This window comes from Burkholderia glumae LMG 2196 = ATCC 33617, from assembly GCF_000960995.1.
Classification (GTDB): Bacteria; Pseudomonadota; Gammaproteobacteria; order Burkholderiales; family Burkholderiaceae; genus Burkholderia; species Burkholderia glumae.
The window spans coordinates 977,226-997,243 of the sequence record NZ_CP009434.1; the positions used below are offsets into that span (position 1 = coordinate 977,226).

Genomic DNA, 20,018 nt, shown 5'->3' on the forward strand with positions numbered 1-20,018 from the left:
GTCCGCCGCATGTTCAGCACGGGTGCCGCGCTGCCTGAAGCGCGCGATCGTAGGGCTTGCCGCGGCACGCCGCCCGGCCTGGCCTTCCCTTTTCTTTCCCTGCCGATGAACGCCGTGTCCGATTCCGCCACCTTCTCCGCTCGTTCCGCCGCCGCCGTGTCCGATGCGGCGTTTCCCCGCCTGTCCGTCGCCGAGGTGCGCGCGGCGCTGCTCGCGCGCGAGGAGATCGCGCTCGTCGACGTGCGCGAGGAGGCGCCCTATGCGGCCGGCCATCCGCTGTGGGCCGCGAACCTGCCGCTGTCGACGCTCGAGCTGGAGGCCTGGACGCGCATCCCGCGCCGCGATACCGCGATCGCGCTGTACGGCGAATACGGCGACGAGGATCTCGCGCCGCGCGCGGCGTCCGTGCTCGCCGGTCTCGGCTACACGCGCGTGCACCTGCTCGACGGCGGTCTCGCGGCATGGAGCCGCGCGGGCGGCGAGCTGTTCATCGACGTCAACGTGCCGAGCAAGGCGTTCGGCGAATACGTGGAAGCGAAGCGCCACACGCCGTCGCTGTCGGCGCAGGAGGTGCAGGCGCTGATCGAATCGAGGGCCGACGTGGTGATCGTCGATGCGCGCCGCTTCGATGAATACCAGACCATGAGCATTCCAACCGCGACCAGCGTGCCCGGCGCCGAACTCGTGCTGCGCGTGCGCGAGCTCGCGCCCGATCCGGCCACGCGCGTGATCGTCAACTGCGCGGGGCGCACGCGCAGCATCATCGGCACGCAGTCGCTCGTGAACGCGGGGCTGCCGAATCCGGTGGCCGCGCTGCGCAACGGCACGATCGGCTGGACGCTGGCCGGGCAGGCGCTCGAGCATGGCGCCACGCGGCGCTTTCCCGAGGCGGTGGCCGATGCGCATCGCGCCGCCGCGCGAGACGGCGCGCGCGCGGTGGCCGCCAGGGCGGGCGTCAAGCGCGTTGCGCCGGCCGAGGTGGACGCGCTCGGCGAGGGCGGGCGCCGCACCGTCTACCGGTTCGACGTGCGCACGCCCGGCGAATATGCGGCCGGCCATCTGCCCGGCTTCACCAGCGCGCCGGGTGGCCAGCTCGTGCAGGAAACCGATCATCACGCGCCGGTGCGCGGCGCGCGCATCGTATTGGCCGACGACGACGGCGTGCGTGCCGACATGAGCGCCTCGTGGCTCGCCCAGATGGGCTGGGACGTCTACGTAGTCGAGCCGGCGCAGGCCGCCTCGGGCGGCGAGGCCGGCATGCCGCCGGCGCGCGCGCCCGAGGCGGCACCGGTGGCGCGCGTCACGCCGGCCACGCTCGCGGCGTGGCTCGATGCCGCGGACGGCGACGTGCCGGCCGTGATCGACGTGAGCGCTGGCGCGAACTACGTGAAGCGGCACATACCCGGTGCGTGGTATGTGATCCGCGCGCGGCTGCGCGAGGCGCTGGCCGCGATTCCGGCCGCGCGGCGCTACGTGCTGACCTGCGGCACCTCGCAGCTGGCCGCGTTCGCGGCGGCCGACCTGCGCGCGCTGCTGCCGGCCGAGGTGGGCGTATTCGTGCTGGACGGCGGCACGCAGGCCTGGATCGACGCGGGCCTGCCGCTCGAGCAGGGCGAGACGCGCCTCGCTTCGCAACGTGACGACCGCTACCGGCGTCCCTACGAAGGCACGCAGAACGCGGCGGCGGCGATGCAGGCGTATCTCGATTGGGAGTTCGGCCTGGTCGCGCAACTCGGCCGCGACGGCACGCATCATTTTCACGTGATCTGAGCGAGTTCGGCGGGCCGGCGCGAACGGCGCGCAGCTCGCCGCCTGCGTTTGCTCACGATAACTGCCCGCTCGCCAAGCAGTCCGAACCATGCACCGAGCCGATGTGCGTGCCTGCGGCCGTCGTTCGCTCGCCGATATTGCGATGCTCGAATACAACAAGGAAGCCGCAGGTTTTTGACGCGAGACATCGGGACGCATTTCACCGGAATCCGCCCGTCGACCTGTCTGGCGCGTTGCAGCAATTTCGGCCTCAACACGCCTGCTGCGGGGTGGGGGAAGTGAAGCGACGCACCGCAAACACGCGCTTGCAGCTCGGCCTTGCCACCGGCGAAAGTGCGTTGTGCGGCGCACCGCCGACGCTCGCCGTCCGATGCGCGGCCGCGCTGGGCTGCGCCGCATCACGCGTTACGCGTCGATAGGTAAACGTCAGGCGATCGTCCAGAATGGCGCCGGCATGGAACTCGTCCATGCCGCAAGCCAGAGACCAAGCAATCTTAGGACGGGGAAACAATGAAGACATACGTGGCGGTTGTCGTGACGGCAGCCGGACTGGTGGCGGCCACGGCCGCGCAGGCGCAGAGCAGCGTCACGCTGTACGGCATCATCGACACGGGGCTCGCCTATCAGAACAGCAGCGGCACGCTTGGCCAGACCTCGGGGGGCCACGCGTCGCTGAAGATGTCGACGGGCGTCACGGAGGGCAGCCGCGTCGGCCTGCGCGGCGTGGAGGACCTGGGCGGTGGCACCAAGGCCGTGTTCACGCTCGAGGCCGGCATCAATACCGCGAACGGCAGTCCGCAGTTCCCGGGCGGCATCTTCACGCGGCAGGCCTTCGTCGGGCTGTCCGACGCGAAGTACGGCACGCTGACGGCAGGCCGCCAGTACACCGCTTACTACACGCTGCTCGCGCCGTGGAGTCCGACCACCTGGCTGACCGGCTATTTCGGCGCGCATCCTGGCGACATCGATGCGCTCGACACCAGCTATCGCGCCAACAACTCGATCGTCTACCTCTCGCCCCGATACCACGGGTTCACGGTCGGCGGCTCGTACTCGTTCGGCGGGGTGCCGGGCAGCGTGAACGCCGGCGCCACCTGGAGCGCTGGGCTGCAGTACATGAACGGCCCGCTCGGCATCGCCGCCGGCTTTCTGCGCATCAACAATTCGACGCCGGGCGGAGGCGAGTGGGGGGCGGCATCGACGACCGCCAACGGCGGCGCGCAGACATCGGTGTCGGCGATCAACAACGGCTACGCGTCGGCCCAGGCGCAGCAGCGCGTGGCGGTGACGGCCGGCTATCGGCTCACCTCGCGCTGGGACGTGACGGCGTCGTACTCGAACGTCCAGTACATCCCTGGCTCCGGCTCGGCGTTTCGCGACACGGCGATCTTCAACACGGCCGGCGCGGTGCTGCACTTCAGGCCGGTGGCCGCGTGGGATCTTGCGATGGGCTACAGCTACACGCGCGCGGCGCTCGCCAACGCCGTCGGCAAGGCGGCGCGCTACCATCAGTTCACGCTGGCGCAGGTCTATAGCCTATCGAAGCGCACCGGCCTCTACGCGATCGAGGCCTACCAGCACGCGGGCGGCGAGACCTTGCTGAACGGCAAGGTGATCGCGGCCACGGCGTCGATCGGCGACGGCTTCAATCTCACGCCCTCCACCACCAGCAGTCAGCTCGCGATCGGCGTCGGCATGGTGCATCGCTTCTGAGCGAGCCGTTTCGCGCGGTAGCGCGGCCGCCCGTGTTGCGCCGGAGTGCGCATGCCTAGCGGGCGGCGTCTGCACGATCGCAGGGCGGCCGGGAACGATGGCAAGCGGGGATCGCAGGGGAAGGCGGGCGGGCGATGGAAGGCGGGGCGCCTGACGGCGCGCAGGCGCGGCGCGGGCGGCCGCGTGGCCCAGCCGCGTGAAGCCGGCGGCGAGGCGGGGTGGTTCGTGAGGGGCAGGGGCACCCTCGGCATCGCGAATGGCGGCTGCGTAGCGGCAGCGCGGCAAGCGCAAGCAACAGGCAGCCGGCGCGCTCAGCCGTGGCTGTCGACCCAGGCGCGCGCCCATTCGAGCCCTGCCAGGCGCGCTTCCTCATCGGTGTCGAACACGCCGAGCACGCTCGATGCCTCGACGAGCCGATTGTTGCGCGTGATCGTTCCGCTCGCCGCATAACGATCGGGCCGCATGATCTCGTCTTGCTGCAGGATCGCATGCCCCCAGATTTGATAGCCCTTGTAGCTTTCGGCTTCCATCAGCGCACCACCTCGACGCCGTGCGCGCCGTGCGTGCCGACGCGCAGCACGTTGCCGTCGGGCGTAAACAAGCGCGGGATCTCCGGCGTGCCCGGTGCCGCGCGGTGCAGGTCGCGGTCGAGCGCGTGCGGCCTGCTCTGGCCGGCCTTCGGCGCGGCCTCGAGGGCGGGCGGGCGCACCCCTGCGTCAACGAGGCGGGGGGCCACGTGCTTGTGCTTCGCGGCCTTCGCCGCTGCCGGATCATGATGCACGCCGCCGCGCGCTTCGGGCGGATTCCAGATCTCGACGTAATGGTCGCCCGCGAATGCCGGCGACGTACACGCCAGCAGCAGCAACCCGCATCCAACCAGTTTCACTATGTATTCTCCGTATCGCGCCGGAACGGGGCGCGACTGCCGCGCCGTCCGGTCCCTCGTCGGCCGATGTCGCGCATTTTTCCGCCGCGCCTGATGATCGGGCCAACACGTGATTGTCGCATGGACCACCTGCCCGACAGCGATTTTCATCGGCCGGGATAGGTATGAGTGCTGTACGAATATACAGTATTTTCGGCCCGGCAGGAAGGCGTAGGCACCGGGCGGCGCCAGGCGCGGCGCGGGTTCAGCCGGCCCGGCTGCGCGCCGGCGCGTGCGGCATGCGTGTTGCGGCGCGAGGTGGGGCGCGGCGGCAAGCCCGCGAATGGAGGGCGCGTGTCGGCCGGCAGCGGGCCGGCGCAGGCCGTGCCGCGGCGGCTGGCCGGAGCGGCCGCCGCCTGCGCCGTTCAGCGCCCGTAGCTGCCGGTGCGCAATACCGGCATGTCGAGCGCAGGCGCGTCCACCAGCGGCTCGACCACCACCGGCACGCGCCGCGCGATCGCGCACATCAGCTCGTAACCGATCGTACCGGAGGCCTCGGCCACGTCGTCCACGCGCACCTGTTCGCCCCACAGCTCGACCGACGAGCCCACCCGCGCGTTCGGGCATGGCGTCAGGTCCACCGTCAGCATGTCCATCGACACGCGGCCGACCACGCGCGTCACGATACCGTCCACGGCGATTGGCGTGCCGGTCTGCGCGTGGCGCGGGTAGCCGTCGGCGTAGCCGCACGCCACCACGCCGATGCGCATCGTGCGCTTGGCGGCGAAGCGCCGGCCATAACCCACCGTCTCGTTCTCCTCGATCGTCTGCACGCCGATCAGCCGGCTCGTCAGCGTCATGGCCGGCACCAGGCCGGTGTCGGCGATATGTCGCGTGGCACCGGTGGGCGAGGCACCGTACAGGATCGTGCCGGGGCGCACCCAGTCGCGGTGCGCGTCCGGATGCCAGAGCACCGCGGCCGAGTTCGACAGCGAGCGCTCGCCGGGCAGGCCCTCGGTGGCGGCGTCGAACTGCTGGGTCTGCCATGCCACCTCGCCTTCGTCGGCGTTGGCGAAATGCGTCATCAGCGCAATCCGGCCCACTGCCGGCGTGGCCGAGGCGCGCTCCCAGGCGGCGCGAAACGCGCTCGGCCGGAAGCCGAGGCGGTTCATCCCGGAATTCATCTTGAGCTGGATGTCGATCGGCCGGCTGGGGCGCGCGCTCGCGAGCATGTCGAGCTGCTCCTCGCCGTGGACCGCCACGGTGAGCCGGTAGCGGTCCGCGACCGCGACGTCGGACGCGTCGAACAGCCCCTCGAGCAGCAGCACCGGCCGGGTCCAGCCGAGCTCACGCACCCGCACGGCTTCGTCGAGGTCGAGCAGCGCGATGCCGTCCGCGTCGGCGAGCGCCGGATAGATCCGCTCGATGCCGTGGCCGTAGGCGTTGGCCTTCACGACGGCCCAGATGCGCGTGCCGGCGGCCTTGCGCCGGATGATGGCGAGATTGTGGCGAACGGCGGCGGGGCGGATCTGGGCGACGATGGGACGGGGCATGGCTGTCTCGGACGATGTCGTGGGCGGCACAGGCCGGGCGGCCTCGCGGCCGGCCGGCTGTCGATCGCGTATTATTGAGAAAAGTTGGGTTCGGCGGCCATCATATTGGCTTTAAAGCAGTTTTATTTAATGTATTTGTCCATTTTTTGGTAAGAATCGCCTGTTTGTTTCGGCCCGACACGTCTTGCGAAGCGCGCCCAACGCCGCCGAACCGGCATCGAATACCGGCCTAGCGGCAGCATTCGCCGCGCGCTCCGGGCATGGAAACTGCGGATTGGCACGGGATGGGCGCGGGGCGCGCCTGGCGCACGCGGCGGGTCGTGCCGAAGGTGTCGGAGGCCGGCCGGGCAGCGGGCGGCGGCGGCATGCGCGGCGCGGGTGACCGGCGCCGGCCGGGCCACGGCGCGCGGCATGGCAGCCGCGGGAAGGACGGAGGGCCGCCACGGTGCTGGCCGCCGTGAGGCCGTGCCGGTGCCGCACGCCATTCACGAATTCAACGTAGGATGCGTGAGTCATGTCAATCGCGATGTCCGCCGAAGGAGCGAGTCCATGTCCTCATCCGATCGCCCCGTCCGGGCTCCCGGCCCGGATCATCCGATTTCGATCGCGCCGACGCTCGCTCAGGTGCGCGTCACGGCCGGCGCCGCGCCGCTCGCCGACACGCATCGCGCGCTGACACTGCGCGAGGCCAGTTACGGGCCGGTCCAGTACGTGCCGCGCGCCGACGTCGACCTCACGCGCGTCGAGCGCAGCGCGCATACCAGCTACTGCCCCTACAAGGGCGAGGCTGTCTACTACTCGATTCCCGAACTGGGCAAACGCGGCGAGAATGCGATCTGGTCGTATGAGACGCCCTACGACGCGGTGGCGCCGATCGCCGGCCATTTCGCGTTCTATCCGGATCGGGTCGACGCCATCGAGATTGCACCTTAATTTTCGCCGCCGCCGAGGCACGCCGCTGTCACCGCTGCCGCGCCGCGCGTGGAGCGACTTGCGTGCCCGGCGCCGCGGGCCGCGCCGGCCCCGCCGTCCGCGCGCCGGCCGCGTGCAACGCGGGACGCCTCGTGATTCAAGGCCGGCCCGCCGCCGCAGGCGGCCATCACCCCCGAGACCTCACAAGATGACCAAGAACGAACTCTCGGCGCGCACCCTCGCGTCAACCCTGGAACGGGAGATCGCCGACGTTCGGGCTCACAGCCTCGAACTGGCGAGCCCGCTCAGCGCCGAGGATCAGGCGCTACAGTCGATGCCGGACGCGAGTCCGACCAAATGGCACCTCGGCCACACCACCTGGTTCTTCGAGACGGTGATCCTCGCGCGCCATGTGCCCGGCTACGTGCCGTTCGACGAACGCTTCGCCTACCTGTTCAATTCGTACTACGAGGCGCTCGGCCCGCGCCACGCGCGGCCGCAGCGCGGGATGCTGTCGCGGCCGTCGCTCGACGAGGTCCATGCCTACCGGCGCCACGTCGACGCGCGGCTGCTGGAACTGGTGGCGGGCGCCGACCTGCCGCTGCTCGTCGAGATCGCGCCCGAGATCACGCTCGGCCTGAACCATGAGCAGCAGCATCAGGAACTGCTGCTGACCGACATCCTGCACGCGTTCTCGCTCAATCCGCTGCTGCCTGCCTACCGCGCCGACGGCGCCGCGCCGAGCCTGCCCGCCGGCCCGCCGGCGGGCGCACCGCGCTGGCTCGCGCATGCGGGCGGCATCGTCGAGATCGGCCACGACGGCAACGGTTTCGCGTTCGACAACGAAGGCCCGCGCCACCAGGCGCTGGTGCGGCCGTTCGAGATCGCGGACCGGCTGGTGAGCAACCGCGACTACGCGGCCTTCATCGCCGACGGCGGCTACAAGAGCGCGGCGCTGTGGCTGTCCGACGGCTGGGCGGCGGTACAGCGCGAAGGCTGGCGTGCGCCGGCCTACTGGCATGCGCGCGAGGCCGGCGCCGAGCCGCCGGACGCGGCCGGCTGGCAGGCGTTCGGCCTAGGCGGCCTGCAGGCGCTCGATCCCGACGCGCCGGTGCAGCATCTGAGTTTCTTCGAGGCCGCGGCCTATGCGGAATGGGCCGGCGCGCGGCTGCCGACCGAGTTCGAATGGGAGGCGGCCTGCGCGCTGCCCGGCATCGCGCAGATGCTCGGCCACGTCTGGCAATGGACGCGTTCGTCCTACGATCCGTATCCGGGCTTCCGGCCGCTGCCCGGCATTGCCTCGGAATACAACGGCAAGTTCATGGTGGGACAGCAGGTGTTGCGCGGCAGCAGCCTCGCCACGCCGCGCGGCCACGCGCGGCCGACCTACCGCAACTTCTTCCCGCCGGCCGCGCGCTGGCAATTCACAGGAGTGCGCCTTGTACGAGACCTCTGACCTGTTCCGACCCGACGCGGGCACCGCTGCCCGTGCCCGCAAGCCGAGCCCGTTCGGCCGCGACCTGATCGAAGGGCTGAGCACGACGCCTCGCAGCATTTCGCCGAAGTATTTCTACGACGCGGCCGGCTCGGCGCTGTTCGACCGGATCTGCGAACTGCCCGAGTACTATCCGACCCGCACCGAGCACGCGATTCTCGAACGCCACGCGGCCGACATCGCCGCCGCGTTCGGCGCCGGCGCGAACCTGATCGAGTTCGGCGCCGGTTCGCTGTCGAAGATCCGTTTCGTGCTCGATGCCTGCATCGCGAGCGTGCCGCCCGCGAGCTACGTGCCGGTGGACATCTCGGCCGCCCATCTGCGCCAGTCGGCCGAGACGCTGCGCCGGCAGTACCCGGGCCTCGACGTGCAGCCGGTGGCGGCCGACTACCTGCAGGCCGAATCGATGCGCGAACTCGCGCGCGTGCCGGCGCGGCGCGTCGGCATCTTCTTCGGCTCGACGATCGGCAATTTCTCGAACGAGGAGGCCGAGACGTTCCTGAGCCGTTCGGCCGCGCTGCTGGCGGGCGGCGGGATGCTGATCGGCGTCGATCTGGTGAAGGACGAGGCGATCCTCAACGCGGCCTACAACGATTCGGCCGGCGTCACGGCCGCGTTCAACCTGAACCTGCTCGCGCGCGCCAACGCCGAACTCGGCGCCGATTTCGAACTCGAGCACTGGGCGCACCGTGCGTTCTACGACAGCCGCCTGCAGCGCATCGAGATGCATCTGGTGAGCCGCCGCGAGCAGACCGTCCACGTGGGTGGCCGCGGGTTCCGGTTCGCCGAGGGCGAGACGCTCCATACCGAGAACTCGCGCAAGTTCACCATCGACGGATTCCGCGAGCTCGCCACCCGCGCCGGCTTCGTGCCGGCGGCGGTATGGACCGACGAGGCGCGGCTGTTCAGCCTGCACTGGCTGGCGAGCCCCGCGCGTTGAGCGTGCCGCTGGCGTGGCGATGGCGCCCGTGACCGGCAGCTGAGAGGCGCGCGGGCCGGCTCGCGAGCACGCTGCGCGAGGTGCCGCCGGCTTCGAGCGGCGGCGTGGCGGCGCGGCGTGCCCGACCTGCCGTGCCGCCGGCTGTCGCCATCAGGGCCGAGGGGGCGGCGCGAGCCGCCGCGCCACGCGGCGCAGCAGGTCGTGCAGCACGGTGCCGCTGCGGGTGGCGCTGAAATCGATCGCGTCGATCGCGTTGCGCACGATCAGCGCGAGCTCCGTTTCTCCCTGGATGACCAGGCGCCGGTTGAAGAACAGCGTATCGGCGTCGACCTCGCGCGCGGCGAGCCGGATGAAGTCGCCGCTGCCGGCGGCGATGCGGATCGCGGGCGCCGTGCCGGCAGCCGGGTTGGCGGCCCGACCGGTGGCCGAAGCCGTCCCCGGAATGTCCGACGCGACCCGAAAGCCGTCGTCGCCGAGCGTGAGGCCGATCGCGATGCCGAGATCGGTCACCTCGATCACGTAGCGGCGGCCCGCGATGCGCGTGCGCGCCTCGTCGTCGAGTTGCGGCAGCAGGTGCCGGTCGAGCAGCAGGCACAGCACCGTGGCGGGCGGCCTGACGGGCAGCAGGGCCAGGCCGCGGCGCAGCGGCGGCAGCAGGAAGGCTCCGGCGAACCGCGTCATCGTGCCTCCACGCCGGCGGTGGCCGCCACGCCCGGCTGGCCGAACCAGAAGCCGTCGCAGGGCGCGGCGTCCTGCCAGCCGCACAGCGCGCGATAGGCGTCGTCGGGCCCGATCGCGCCGTGCAGCCGATCGGCGAAGGTCTCGATGATCGCGGCCGTGTGCTCGGCCTGCGGGCTGATGCGCAGGATCGACACGCCGGCCTCGGCCATGCTCTCGATCGCGCGCGCGAGGTTGACCACCTGCGAGGTCTGGGTCTGCACGCCGTTCAGGCGGATGAACGGCTGCCCGTCGAGCGTCGCCGCTTCGAGGCCGCTCGCGTAGTCCGCGCAGCGGTGCCCGCATTGATCCTTCTGCAACTGATGGTGCCGCGCCGTGAAGCAGCGCGCCGAGAACGACAGCGGGGCATGGCCGAACGCGAGGCATTCGATCTCGCTCGCCGAGCGGCGCTGGCGGCGGATCGCGTCGAGCGTGTCGCGCGTGCATTCGATCGGCGCGACCCAGCGGCATGTGCCGAGCCCGGCCAGCCAGTCGAGCGTCGGTGCGCTGTAGCAGTTCACGTGCGGTCCGGCCACGAACGGCTTGCGGCGCGCCAGCAGCCCGATTGCCGACAGGTCGTTGGCCTCGATCGGGAACGCGTCCGCTTCCACCAGCGTGCGCAGGCGGCGCAGGTCGGCTTCGGTCTCGGGCATGGCCAGCGTGGAGAGCACGGCCTCCTTGCCGTGCGCGCGCAGCATGCGTGCCACCTCGAGCCAGTCGGCCGTGCGCATCCGGTGCCGCTTCGAGCAGACCACTTCACCGAGATAGACGATGTCGACGCGCGTGCGCGCCACCTCGTCGTAGAACTTCATGATGTCGTCGCGGCTCCAGTAGTACTGGATCGGACCAAGGGAGAGTTTCATCGCGGGGATCATTTCCATGGGCGCGAATAGGCGCCGAGCGTGTCGGCCTGCCCTTCGGACAGCGCGCCGAGCGAGCAGGACCAGGCGGGATCGAAGCTCATCGCGTCGCCCTCCTGCGCGAGCCGGTCGAGCGCCGCGCGCCAGACGCGCGTGACGGCGGCGGTGTAGGCCGGGCCGCGCTGCCGGCCCTCGATCTTGACGGCGCGCACGCCGATGCGCGCGAGTTCGGGCAGCAGCGACAGCGCGTTCAGGCTGGTGGGCGCCTCGAGCGCGTGATAGCGCTGGCCGCCGACCTCGAAGCGCCCCTTGCAAATGGTGGGATAGCTCGACGGCTCGCCCGCGCGATAGCTGTCGACGAGCACCGAGGCGAGGCGCGCGTCGAGCCAGGTCTGGCCCGCTTCCTCGCGCTCGATCCAATGGACGTGGCGGGCCGGCGAGCAGACGCCGTCGAGGTTCGGCGCGGCGCCGCTCGCATGGGCCGACAGCGCGCAGCGGCCCTCGACCATCACGCACAGGCTGCCGAAGCCGAATACCTCGATTTCCACCGAGGTGTTGGCCACGGTGTTGGCGATTTGTTCGAGCGAGAGCACGCGCGGCAGCACGGCGCGCTGGATGCCGAATTCGTCGCGCAGGAAATTGATGCCGGCATGGCTCGTGACGGAGCCCTGCACCGACAGATGCAGCCGCAACGACGGATGGACGCGCGCCGCGTAGGCCATCAGCGCGGGGTCGGCGACGATGATCGCGTCGATGCCGATGCCGGCTGCCAGATCGATCGCGCGGGTCCAGGGCGAGAGGTCGGCGCCGCTCGCGTAGGTGTTGATCGCGAGCAGCACCCGGCTGCCGGCCGCATGGGCATGCCGCACGCCGTCGGCCAGCGTGTTGCGGTCGAAGTTCAGCCCCGGGAACGCGCGCGCGTTGGTGTCGCCCTTCAGCCCGACATAGACGCAATCGGCGCCGCCGTCCACTGCCGCGCGCAGCGCGGGCAGATTGCCGGCGGGGCAGACGAGTTCGGGGATCTTCAGTTCGGGCATGGCATTCCTGGTCGATCGTGACGGTGGCCGGCGCGCCCGAGGCTGCCGGATCGGTGCTGCGCCGGGCACGCGAAGGCGCGCCCGGCTTCATTGGCGGCGCCTTGGCTTCGTCGGCGCCGTGCCGGGGGACTCGTGCAGGGCGGTGAACCTCGCCGGCGGGCCGCGAACGCGGCCCTGAAGTCGAAGCCCATCCATGACGCGTTTGCGGATGCGGGTTGGACGGTCATGGCAGCGCCACGGGCAGCCCGAGACGAACCACGCAGTCGAGCCGATCCGGGCAGTCGCACGTCGAGAACGGTACGACGCCGCCGAGCTTCGGAGCATGCGCCAGCTCAATGACTATCGTCAGCGCGGCTGGACGAGGAACAAGCGTTCGGCGAATTCCCCTGCATGCCGATGTTGAACGCGGAAACGGGGCGGTGATGGCCCATCACGCGTGCCCCGATCTCGCGGCGGGTGCGCTCGCGATGGTCCGGCTCGGCGCCGGACGGACTTGCCGGACACACATGGCGAAGCGGCTGGGAGACGCTCCGCGCGCCGACGGGCAGGCGTCGGCGATTCGGCGATTTCGGCACCGGCCCTCGCGCGTGAAGCGGTAGGCGGCGCCCGCGGCCGGCGTCGTCTCGAGCTTGTCGAGGTGGCTCGTCCGCGTGCGGAAGCCGGCGGTGCGGCCGCCGATATGGGCGATCAGCCGCAGGGCGAGCCGATGGCCGGCCGCCGTGCCGATCGCGTCGGTGTTACTGCGGCTCGTCTCGTTCACGTCGAGCGCGCCGACGTGGCGGCGCAGCGTGTCCGGATCGCGACCGCCGCCGATCGGCTGCTGCGGCCGTCCTCACCGGCGCAACGGCCAGGTGGCGGACTGGTTCCGCGCCGTGCCCGATATCGGCGCGTGGCCCCATGCAGCGCTGCGCCGCCGGTGGCGCCAATCGATGTCGTCGACTGCATGAAGTTGGTTGCGTATGCAACGGTAAGAGGTCGATCGGCCGGCGAACCGGGACGGCTAAGGGGGGCCGCCGAGCGCGGCCCTCAGCAGGTCCGCCGAGGTCGGCGGCGCGCTGCCGACCGTGTACCCCGGGCCGCCGCGGCCAGCCGCCGGAGCCGGAGGGGGGGGGCGTCCGGCCCAGCTCGCGCGCCGGCCTCGCCAGGCGCGCGTCCGCCTTCGGCCGCGGGTTGAATGCCCGGCAGCCTGCCGATACCATTCGGTGTCCGACAATCGAACCACCTGTCTCATGTACCAGAAAGGAACCGCGCTCGAACTGCAGTTTGCCCCGCGCCGGCTCGTGAACGATGGCGCAGAAGCCTGGCGCATCGAACTGACGGCCGACGACGTCGAGCGCCTCTATCGTGGGCTCGATGCCTGTCTGGCCGCCGGCCGCACACCGGGCGCCGGCCCGTTGGTGGTGAGCCTCGACGCGGCGCCGTCAGCAGACGGCGCCGCCGCGCCCGCCATCGCGCCGCAGGCGCCAGACGTGCCGCCGCCCGGCGAATTCCGGCAGTTCGTCTGCCTGATCTGCGGCTGGATCTACGACGAGGCAAGCGGCGACGTCGAGCACGGCGTCGCGCCCGGCACGCGCTGGGAGCAGGTGCCCGACGACTGGCGCTGCCCGCTCTGCGATGTCGGCAAGGCGGACTTCGTGCTGGCGGAGTTCTGAAGCGGCACGTCGCGGTGGCAGGCCGCCGCCCGGTCGCCTTTTTGCCGTCTTCGACGGCGCGCTGCGGTATCGCATGGGTTCGCACCGGTATCGCCCCGCTGCGGCGCCGTCGATACCGTTCGGGCGGCCCGCCGGCCGCTGGCGCCGCGCCTTTATTTGGCGTCATCGCTCAAGCCGCCTTCAAGCCGATCGGGAACGTCCTTTAAGATGGCGGCAGCGGCAGCCCCGTTCCTTACGTCCTGACGAGAGTGTTCCGATGATCCAGTCTTCCCGTTCCATGCCGGACTCCGGCCGCCCGAAAGCGCAGGCGATCGCGCTCGGCGTGCTCTACACGGTACTCGTCGCGCTCGCGCTGTGGATCATTCGCGCGTTCCTGCCGGCCATCGCCTGGGCCGGCGTGATCGCGATCGCGCTATGGCCCGCGCTGCGCCGGATCGACGCGATTCGCTGGCTGAGCGGGCGCCGCACCTTGGTTGCGATCCTGCTGACCTCGGCGGTCGGCCTGCTGCTGGTGGCGCCGGTGGCGATCGCGGTGGCGCAGGCCGCCGGGCAGATCCACGACGTGTTCGCCTGGGTTCACGACGCGCGGGCCAACGGCATTCCGCTGCCCGATGCGGTTTATCACCTGCCGTTCGGTTCGAGGCAGGTGGCCGCCTGGTGGCAGGCCAATCTGGCTCAGCCGCTGCATGCGCCGGCCGGCGTCAAGGGCATGAACGGCGAGGCGTTCGTCTCGTACGGCAAGGCGTTCGGCTCGCACGTGTTGCATGCGGCCGTGTTGTTCGGCTTCATGCTGGTCACGCTGTTCGTGATCTTCCGGGCCGGCCCGCGCATGTCCGAGTCGCTGATGCGCGGCGTGCAGCGCGCGTTCGGCGCGAACGGCGCGTCGCTGACGCAGCGCATGGTGTCGGCAGTCTACGGCACCGTGACGGGCCTGGTGGTGGTCGGGCTCGGCGAGGGCGCGCTGCTCGGCGTCGCCTACGCGGTGGCGGGCGTGTCGCATGCGGCGCTGCTCGGGCTCGTGACCGCGGTGGCGGCGATGCTGCCGTTCTGCGCGCCGGTGGTGTTCTGCGGTGCCGCGCTGTGGCTGTTCCTCGTCAAGGGAGCCGCGGCCTGGGCGATCGGCCTGGCCGTGTTCGGCGCGGTGGTGGTGTTCGTGGCCGAGCATTTCGTGCGGCCGGTGCTGATTGGCGGCTCCGCGCGGCTGCCGTTCCTGCTGGTGCTGTTCGGCATCCTCGGCGGCGCCGAGACGTTCGGCCTGCTCGGCCTCTTCATCGGGCCGGCGCTGATGACGGTGCTCACCGTGCTGTGGAGCGAGTGGGTCGAATAGGCGGCGCGCCGATGGTTGCGCGCGCATGCGTCGTACCGCGCCGACCGGTGCGGGCGCAGATAACTTTACAGAATTCCACATGGATCGGGGCGAGGTGGATTAGGATGCGCAAATGACGACCGATCGTGTTGCACGGAGACTGACCGGCATGTTTGCCTCGCCCCAGCGTTCTTCCATCGCCGCGCTGCCCTTCGCCGCGAGCCTGCTGCTGTCGGGCTGCTCGTGGTTCGGCTGGGCGCATCAGCCGTCGTTCTCGTATGCGCGGCTGCCGGTGCCGAGGGCGGCCTCCCAGCCGGGCGCCACGCAGCAGAAGGTGGTGCGTGCCGGCGGCAACCCGTCCAGTGTCTGGATGGTGCGCAACGGGAGCGGCGTTTGCTACAACTACCTGCTCACGCACGGCAGCGAGCATCGTCTCTACTACGTCGTGTTCGATGCCCACGGCGTGGTCACGCATCACGGCTTCTCGTCCTGCATGGAAGCCGATCGCCACGGCGATCTGCGCTGACGCGGCTGGCGGCGCGCTGCCAGCCGCGGCGCTTTCCTTTCGAACACCTTGCCAGCACGCCGGTTGCGGCGAACTCGCGGCCGCGCATTCATGACCGCGCGGCTCGCGCCGCATGCGCGAACCACCGGCGCGGCGGCCCGCACTAGGCCAGCGTGTCGACCACCCCGCCGTCCACGCGCAGCGCGGCGCCGGTGGTTGCCGAGGCCTGCGCCGAGCACACGTACACCACCAGATTCGCCACTTCCTCGGTGGTCGCCGGACGCTGCAGGATCGAGCTGGGGCGCTGGGTGCGCACGAATTCCACCGCCACCTCGTCCACCGTCTTGCCCTGCCGGTCGGCGCTGTCCTTCAGCATCGCCTTCACGCCGTCCGACATGGTCGGCCCCGGCAGCACCGAGTTGACCGTCACGCCGGTGCCGGCCGCGAGTTTCGCGAGGCCGCGTGCGATCGACAGCTGGGCCGTCTTCGAGAAGCCGTACTGGATCATGTCGGCCGGGATGTTCAGCGCCGATTCCGACGAGATGAATACCACCCGGCCCCAGTCGCGCTCCATCATTCGCGGCAGGTAGTGGCGCGAGAGCCGCACGCCCGACATCACGTTGGTCTGGAAGTAACGCTCCCATTCCTCGTCGTCGATGTCGAAGAACGGCTTCGGTCCGTAGATGCCGGCGTTGTTGACGAGGATGTCCACGGTCGGTGCCGCCTCGGTCAGCTCCCCGACGCCGGCTGCGCCGGACAGGTCGGCCGCGATGCCGGAGGCGTTCACGCCAGGTACCGACGAGCGCAGCGTGGCCAGCGCCGCGTTGACCGAGGTGTCGCTACGGCCGTTGAGGATCAGCGTCGCGCCCGCGCGCGCTAGGCCCGCCGCGATGGCATAGCCGATGCCGCCGGTGGATGCGGTCACGAGGGCGATCCTGCCAGTGAGGTTGATCTGCATGAGTGTCGGGTTCCGGAAAGGGAGCGAGAACACGAGACGTGACGCGACCGGCGCGGCACGCTCGACAATGGGACGGATCAGCTTAGACGAATCACCGGACCAGCACCGCGTGGCGCGAGCGATGGACCGGCGGGGCCGGACGGCGGGCTCCGCCGTCCCGCGCCCGGCGCTTCGCGCGGCACGGCTACCGAGCTTGCGCGCGCGAGCGCGAGACCGGGGGAGGCGATGACAGCTTGCAGCGGCGCCGCCTCGATGGACCTAGCAAAGCCGGTGCCTCCGAATTCGGCCGACGGTGCGGTGGCGGCTTCAGGATGCGCGCCGCGCGCGATGTGCATCCCCGATCGCGCGCTCGAGCCGGATCACGGCATCGTCCATCGACTCGACGGCGACGCTGCCGTAGCCGAGCACGAGGCCGTTGTAGGCCGACGGATCGGTGCCCGGCGCGCAGAACGGCGAGAGCGGCCGGATCACCAGGCCGTGCGCGCGGCCGGCGCGGTAGACATCGAGGTCGGACACGCCGGCGTCGAGCCGTGCCGACAGGTGCATGCCGCCGTCGCCGGCCGACACCGTCAGCATGCCGCCGAGACGCCGCGAAAGCGTGTCGTGCAGCGCGTCGCGGCGCTCCGCGTAGAGCCGGCGCATGCGGCGCAGGTGACGCGTGAACTGGCCGGCCTCGATGAATTCGGCGAGCGCGAGCTGGTCGGCCAGGCGTCCGCGCGGCGCGAGCGCCGCCGAGACGCGTTCGAGCTCGGTTGCGATGGCGGCCGGCACCACCACGAAGCCGATCCGCAGCGCCGGGAACATCACCTTCGAAAACGTGCCGAGATAGATCACCGGCGCATCGCGCACGCTGCTTTGCAGCGCCGCGAGCGGCGTGCCGTGATGGCGGAATTCGCTGTCGTAGTCGTCCTCGACGATCCAGGCGCCGGCGTCGCGCGCGGCCCGCACCAGCGCGACGCGCCGCTCGGGCGACATCACGGCGCCGAGCGGATATTGGTGCGAGGGCGTGACGTAGACGAGCCGCGGCGGCGCGCTGCGCCAGAGGTCGGGTGCCGGTGCGAGGCCGTGCGCGTCCACCGGCACCGGGACGAGGCGCAAGCCGGCCGCGCGTAGCGCGACGCGTGCGCCGCCGTAGCCGGGATTCTCGATCCAGGCGACGTCGCCGGCGTCGGCAAGCGCGCGGGCGCAGAGATCGAGGCCATGCTGCGTGCCGTCGGTGATCAGCACCTGATCCGCGTCGCAGGCCACGCCGCGCGAAACGCGCAGGTAGTCGACGATCGCATGGCGCAGCGGCAGGTTGCCGGCCGACGGCTGATAGTCGAGCTGCGCCGGGCCGACGCGGCGCCATGCGCGTTCGACCGCGCGCCGCCACGCCGCGAGCGGGAACGCATCGAGCGCCGGCACGCCGGGCACGAACGCCCCGGTTTCGCCGGCGCGATCCGAGAAGTGGCCGAGGCTGGTGGCGCGCCGTGACAGCGGCGGCGGCGCGAGCGGGGCGTCGGCGTCGGGCTCGGCCGGCAGCACCATACGGGCCACGCGCGTGCCTTGCCGGTCCGCCACCACGAAACCCTCGGCGGCGAGCCGCTCGTAGGCGTAGAGCACCGAATTGCGTGCGATCCGCAGCGTCTCGGCGAGCGCGCGCGACGAGGGCAGCGCCGTGTCCGCGTCGAGCGCGCGCCGCAGGATCGCTTCGCGCAGACTGGCGTACAGGCGGTGCTGCTGGCTGAGCCGGCCCGGGCCGGCACCCTCGCCGCCGGCCTCGCGCGAGAACGCCGCGAGCAGGACACGGTAATCCATCGTGGCTCCAAATCTGATCGAACGGATCAAGCCGTGCATGGTGCCATGGATTTCGCCGGGCTTGTGCGTCCGTCCCCGCGGCCGGGCAGTGGCAACGCGCCCCCGCCGCGCGGCGGACGAGGCCGGCGCGGGCACGGCATGGGAAAGGGCCGTGGGCAAGGGCGCCCACGCGATGGAAGGGGGCGCGGCGCGGTCACGCCGGCCGTGAGCCGAAGCGGACGGCGTGCGCAAGTGCGCCGATCCGCCTGCCGCCGGCTGCGCCGTGCTGCCGTTCGCCCTCAATCGGCCGTGTCGCCGCCCTTCGGCACCTTCGACCACGCGGCGTGCCCCGGCAGCGGCGACCACGCCGGGCGCTTCGCCGTTGCCGTGTCGATCACGACGAGGTAGCGTCCCGCATCGGGCGTCGGCTCGCGCGGCGCGTCGCGCAGGATGCGCGGTAGCTCGCCTTGCGCGGCACGTGTCTCGTAGTCGGCATCGAGGATGCCGCGGTGATCGAGGAACGCGTTCAACGAGCCCGGGATCCGCACGCAGCCCTTCGAGTGGCGGATGCCGAGCAGCGGCTCGAGCTTGTCGGGGTCGGTCGAGTGCATCTGGAACCGCATCGGCGACGTGCCGCCCTTGCCCCAGCCGCGCTGACCGTCCACCCAGCCGAAGTCGAAGATGCGCCGGCCGCGCGCGCCGTAGCCGCGAATCCGGTTGTCGTTCTCGGTGCCCTCGGCGCGGAAATCCATGTTGACGGGCGAATGCTCGAACACGCCGGTCGGCGTGAGGAAGTGATCGTACCGGCCGGGCCAGCCGGTACTCACCGGTGAGGCCCCGATCCACTGCCAGGCGTTGTGCGCGGTGGTGCGGAAATAGACGAACAGCGCCTGCACGTTGGGCGCGCGGTCGACGAGCACGACGTATTCGCCGGCCAGGTCGCCGCGGCCCTTGGCGGCCAGTGCCTGCTGCAGGCGCTCCGCGTATTCGTGCTGCGCGGCCTCGGGCACCGCGAGGCGGCGCGTCACCTCGCGTGCATAGGCGTCGCGCATCGCGAGCGCGCGGCGCGTGATGATGGCGGCCTGGTCGGCATCGGCCGGCGGCGCATGGAACACCGGCGGCGGCAGTTCTGCCGGGACTTCCGGCGCTTCGGCCGAGGACGCGGCCGAGGCGCCCGAGGCGGGCGCGGCTGCCGAAGCAGCGGACGCGGGCGCGGCGGACGCGGTGTGCGTGGCCGCAGCGGAGGCGGCACCGGAGGCGGCGGCCGCCGACGAGGATGCCGCCGCCGAGGACGCCGCCGCCGTGGCGCTGGCCGGTGCCTCGGCGGCGGGCTGTCCGGGCGCCAGCGCCGATGCGCTCGCGCTGGGCATGCCGAACACGACGGCCGCAGCTACGGCGAGCGCGCCGATGGGCCGCCGCAAGGAGGGAACGACGAAGTCTCGCATCGAGTGGCCTCGTGATAAACGTCGATTTCCATGAGGCAAGGCTGGCCCGATTTCGTTCGCCGCCAGCGCTGGCGCGGTTGTGACGACTTGTAAGCGGGGTCGGAGCCAGTTGAACCGGCAGCGCCGGCATCTCGGCCGGTTGCCGGTGGTGCCAGGGGAGGCCGGTGGCCGCGTGCCGGCGAGTCAGCCGAGATCGGCGTCGTCGATTTCCTTGCGTTCGCGACGTTCCTCGTTGCCGCGCCGGGCGCGCAGTCGCTGGCGCGCGAGCACCGAGATCACTTCTCCGGTGCTCGCGTTGGCGGGGATTTCATTGCGAATGACTTTCGGCACGGCCGGCAGCCCGGCGCGCTGCCGTTTCAGTGCGCGCGCGATCGCACGCCGGCAGGCCGGGCCGTGGCATTCCCATTCGTCGCGCAGGCGTTCGCAGTAGCGGCATGGTTCCATTCCCAAAGTCTACCCGGAATCGGTTTTCGCTTCGTATCGCGATAGGCGCGCGCGAGCCGGCCGTTGGCGA

The 20,018-nt window shown here is 71.2% G+C and carries 20 protein-coding genes; 8 read left to right on the top strand and 12 right to left on the bottom strand.

Annotated elements, in window-relative coordinates; genetic code table 11:
* Positions 1-9: 9 nt before the first annotated feature.
* Positions 10-1,770, top strand: a complete 1,761-nt coding sequence (locus KS03_RS05445) for a rhodanese-related sulfurtransferase (RefSeq protein ID WP_015877800.1) — start codon at positions 10-12, stop codon at positions 1,768-1,770.
* A gap of 250 nt (positions 1,771-2,020) precedes the next feature.
* Here KS03_RS05445 and KS03_RS31020 read toward each other — a convergent pair whose 3' ends face one another.
* Complete coding sequence (locus KS03_RS31020; protein WP_017433370.1) at positions 2,021-2,239, bottom strand: hypothetical protein; 219 nt, start codon at positions 2,237-2,239, stop codon at positions 2,021-2,023.
* A 41-nt stretch (positions 2,240-2,280) separates the two neighbouring features.
* Here KS03_RS31020 and KS03_RS05450 point away from each other — a divergent pair, with 41 nt between their 5' ends.
* Entirely contained in the window at positions 2,281-3,483 is a 1,203-nt protein-coding gene (locus KS03_RS05450) for a porin (protein WP_015877799.1), read from the top strand.
* 311 nt (positions 3,484-3,794) lie between these two features.
* On the opposite strand, the gene KS03_RS05455 is transcribed toward KS03_RS05450, so the two are convergent.
* From KS03_RS05455 to alr, 3 genes are all read right to left on the bottom strand, one after another.
* Positions 3,795-4,013 (bottom strand): hypothetical protein, encoded by a 219-nt coding sequence (locus KS03_RS05455; RefSeq protein WP_015877798.1) that lies wholly within the window; start codon positions 4,011-4,013, stop codon positions 3,795-3,797.
* Positions 4,013-4,348, bottom strand: coding sequence for a hypothetical protein (locus KS03_RS05460; RefSeq protein WP_015877797.1), 336 nt, complete (start codon positions 4,346-4,348; stop codon positions 4,013-4,015). The genes KS03_RS05455 and KS03_RS05460 overlap by 1 nt, the downstream gene beginning before the upstream one ends.
* Before the next feature lie 425 nt (positions 4,349-4,773).
* On the bottom strand, positions 4,774-5,901 hold the full coding sequence (gene alr, locus KS03_RS05470) for an alanine racemase (RefSeq protein WP_015877796.1): 1,128 nt from the start codon (positions 5,899-5,901) through the stop codon (positions 4,774-4,776).
* A 549-nt stretch (positions 5,902-6,450) separates the two neighbouring features.
* On the opposite strand from alr, the gene KS03_RS05475 reads away from it, so the two are divergent.
* From KS03_RS05475 to egtD, 3 genes are all read left to right on the top strand, one after another.
* Positions 6,451-6,834, top strand: coding sequence for a DUF427 domain-containing protein (locus KS03_RS05475; RefSeq protein WP_015877795.1), 384 nt, complete (start codon positions 6,451-6,453; stop codon positions 6,832-6,834).
* Positions 6,835-7,021: 187 nt separating this feature from the next.
* Positions 7,022-8,269, top strand: a complete 1,248-nt coding sequence (gene egtB, locus KS03_RS05480; RefSeq protein ID WP_015877794.1) for an ergothioneine biosynthesis protein EgtB — start codon at positions 7,022-7,024, stop codon at positions 8,267-8,269.
* The gene (gene egtD, locus KS03_RS05485) at positions 8,253-9,248 is read left to right on the top strand and encodes an L-histidine N(alpha)-methyltransferase (RefSeq protein WP_015877793.1); all 996 of its coding nucleotides are present in this window, start codon (positions 8,253-8,255) and stop codon (positions 9,246-9,248) included. Before egtB ends, egtD begins: the two co-directional genes overlap by 17 nt.
* A gap of 150 nt (positions 9,249-9,398) precedes the next feature.
* Here the strand turns inward: egtD and ubiT are convergent, their stop codons facing one another.
* From ubiT to KS03_RS31985, 4 genes are all read right to left on the bottom strand, one after another.
* Positions 9,399-9,929, bottom strand: coding sequence for a ubiquinone anaerobic biosynthesis accessory factor UbiT (ubiT, locus tag KS03_RS05490; RefSeq protein ID WP_015877792.1), 531 nt, complete (start codon positions 9,927-9,929; stop codon positions 9,399-9,401).
* Positions 9,926-10,828 carry a U32 family peptidase gene (locus KS03_RS05495; RefSeq protein ID WP_015877791.1) on the bottom strand — a complete coding sequence of 301 codons (903 nt, stop codon included), beginning with the start codon at positions 10,826-10,828 and terminating at the stop codon, positions 9,926-9,928. Before KS03_RS05495 ends, ubiT begins: the two co-directional genes overlap by 4 nt.
* 8 nt (positions 10,829-10,836) lie before the next feature.
* On the bottom strand, positions 10,837-11,862 hold the full coding sequence (gene ubiU, locus KS03_RS05500; RefSeq protein ID WP_015877790.1) for a ubiquinone anaerobic biosynthesis protein UbiU: 1,026 nt from the start codon (positions 11,860-11,862) through the stop codon (positions 10,837-10,839).
* 430 nt (positions 11,863-12,292) lie between these two features.
* Entirely contained in the window at positions 12,293-12,622 is a 330-nt protein-coding gene (locus KS03_RS31985) for a hypothetical protein (RefSeq protein ID WP_017432967.1), read from the bottom strand.
* A 469-nt stretch (positions 12,623-13,091) separates the two neighbouring features.
* On the opposite strand from KS03_RS31985, the gene KS03_RS33155 reads away from it, so the two are divergent.
* The 3 genes from KS03_RS33155 to KS03_RS05520 all read left to right on the top strand — a co-directional run bounded on the left by KS03_RS33155 (position 13,092) and on the right by KS03_RS05520 (position 15,346).
* Positions 13,092-13,514, top strand: a complete 423-nt coding sequence (locus tag KS03_RS33155) for a rubredoxin (protein ID WP_015877789.1) — start codon at positions 13,092-13,094, stop codon at positions 13,512-13,514.
* Between the two features lie 256 nt (positions 13,515-13,770).
* On the top strand, positions 13,771-14,841 hold the full coding sequence (locus KS03_RS05515) for an AI-2E family transporter (RefSeq protein ID WP_015877788.1): 1,071 nt from the start codon (positions 13,771-13,773) through the stop codon (positions 14,839-14,841).
* Positions 14,842-14,989: 148 nt separating this feature from the next.
* Positions 14,990-15,346 (top strand): outer membrane protein assembly factor BamE, encoded by a 357-nt coding sequence (locus tag KS03_RS05520; RefSeq protein ID WP_015877787.1) that lies wholly within the window; start codon positions 14,990-14,992, stop codon positions 15,344-15,346.
* Between the two features lie 142 nt (positions 15,347-15,488).
* On the opposite strand, the gene KS03_RS05525 is transcribed toward KS03_RS05520, so the two are convergent.
* The 4 genes from KS03_RS05525 to KS03_RS05540 form a co-directional block, all read right to left on the bottom strand.
* The gene (locus tag KS03_RS05525) at positions 15,489-16,283 is read right to left on the bottom strand and encodes an SDR family NAD(P)-dependent oxidoreductase (protein ID WP_015877786.1); all 795 of its coding nucleotides are present in this window, start codon (positions 16,281-16,283) and stop codon (positions 15,489-15,491) included.
* 306 nt (positions 16,284-16,589) lie between these two features.
* Positions 16,590-18,080: a MocR-like pyridoxine biosynthesis transcription factor PdxR gene (pdxR, locus tag KS03_RS05530; RefSeq protein WP_015877785.1), complete on the bottom strand. Its 1,491-nt coding sequence runs from the start codon at positions 18,078-18,080 to the stop codon at positions 16,590-16,592.
* 278 nt (positions 18,081-18,358) lie between these two features.
* On the bottom strand, positions 18,359-19,504 hold the full coding sequence (locus tag KS03_RS05535; protein WP_015877784.1) for a hypothetical protein: 1,146 nt from the start codon (positions 19,502-19,504) through the stop codon (positions 18,359-18,361).
* 183 nt (positions 19,505-19,687) lie between these two features.
* A complete protein-coding gene (locus KS03_RS05540) occupies positions 19,688-19,948 on the bottom strand; it encodes a hypothetical protein (protein ID WP_015877783.1) in 261 nt (86 codons plus the stop codon).
* Positions 19,949-20,018: the final 70 nt, after the last annotated feature.

Bases quoted from the DNA above. Each gene is read 5' to 3' on its own strand.
- pdxR (WP_015877785.1), bottom strand. From the start codon at position 18,080: ATGGATTACCGTGTCCTGCTCGCGGCGTTCTCGCGCGAGGCCGGCGGC.
- alr (WP_015877796.1), bottom strand. From the start codon at position 5,901: ATGCCCCGTCCCATCGTCGCCCAGATCCGCCCCGCCGCCGTTCGCCAC.
- KS03_RS05515 (WP_015877788.1), top strand. From the start codon at position 13,771: ATGATCCAGTCTTCCCGTTCCATGCCGGACTCCGGCCGCCCGAAAGCG.
- KS03_RS05450 (WP_015877799.1), top strand. From the start codon at position 2,281: ATGAAGACATACGTGGCGGTTGTCGTGACGGCAGCCGGACTGGTGGCG.
- KS03_RS05445 (WP_015877800.1), top strand. From the start codon at position 10: ATGTTCAGCACGGGTGCCGCGCTGCCTGAAGCGCGCGATCGTAGGGCT.
- ubiU (WP_015877790.1), bottom strand. From the start codon at position 11,862: ATGCCCGAACTGAAGATCCCCGAACTCGTCTGCCCCGCCGGCAATCTG.
- ubiT (WP_015877792.1), bottom strand. From the start codon at position 9,929: ATGACGCGGTTCGCCGGAGCCTTCCTGCTGCCGCCGCTGCGCCGCGGC.
- KS03_RS31020 (WP_017433370.1), bottom strand. From the start codon at position 2,239: ATGGACGAGTTCCATGCCGGCGCCATTCTGGACGATCGCCTGACGTTT.
- KS03_RS05475 (WP_015877795.1), top strand. From the start codon at position 6,451: ATGTCCTCATCCGATCGCCCCGTCCGGGCTCCCGGCCCGGATCATCCG.
- KS03_RS05525 (WP_015877786.1), bottom strand. From the start codon at position 16,283: ATGCAGATCAACCTCACTGGCAGGATCGCCCTCGTGACCGCATCCACC.
- KS03_RS05535 (WP_015877784.1), bottom strand. From the start codon at position 19,504: ATGCGAGACTTCGTCGTTCCCTCCTTGCGGCGGCCCATCGGCGCGCTC.
- KS03_RS05520 (WP_015877787.1), top strand. From the start codon at position 14,990: ATGTTTGCCTCGCCCCAGCGTTCTTCCATCGCCGCGCTGCCCTTCGCC.
- egtB (WP_015877794.1), top strand. From the start codon at position 7,022: ATGACCAAGAACGAACTCTCGGCGCGCACCCTCGCGTCAACCCTGGAA.
- KS03_RS05540 (WP_015877783.1), bottom strand. From the start codon at position 19,948: ATGGAACCATGCCGCTACTGCGAACGCCTGCGCGACGAATGGGAATGC.
- KS03_RS05455 (WP_015877798.1), bottom strand. From the start codon at position 4,013: ATGGAAGCCGAAAGCTACAAGGGCTATCAAATCTGGGGGCATGCGATC.
- KS03_RS05495 (WP_015877791.1), bottom strand. From the start codon at position 10,828: ATGAAACTCTCCCTTGGTCCGATCCAGTACTACTGGAGCCGCGACGAC.
- KS03_RS33155 (WP_015877789.1), top strand. From the start codon at position 13,092: ATGTACCAGAAAGGAACCGCGCTCGAACTGCAGTTTGCCCCGCGCCGG.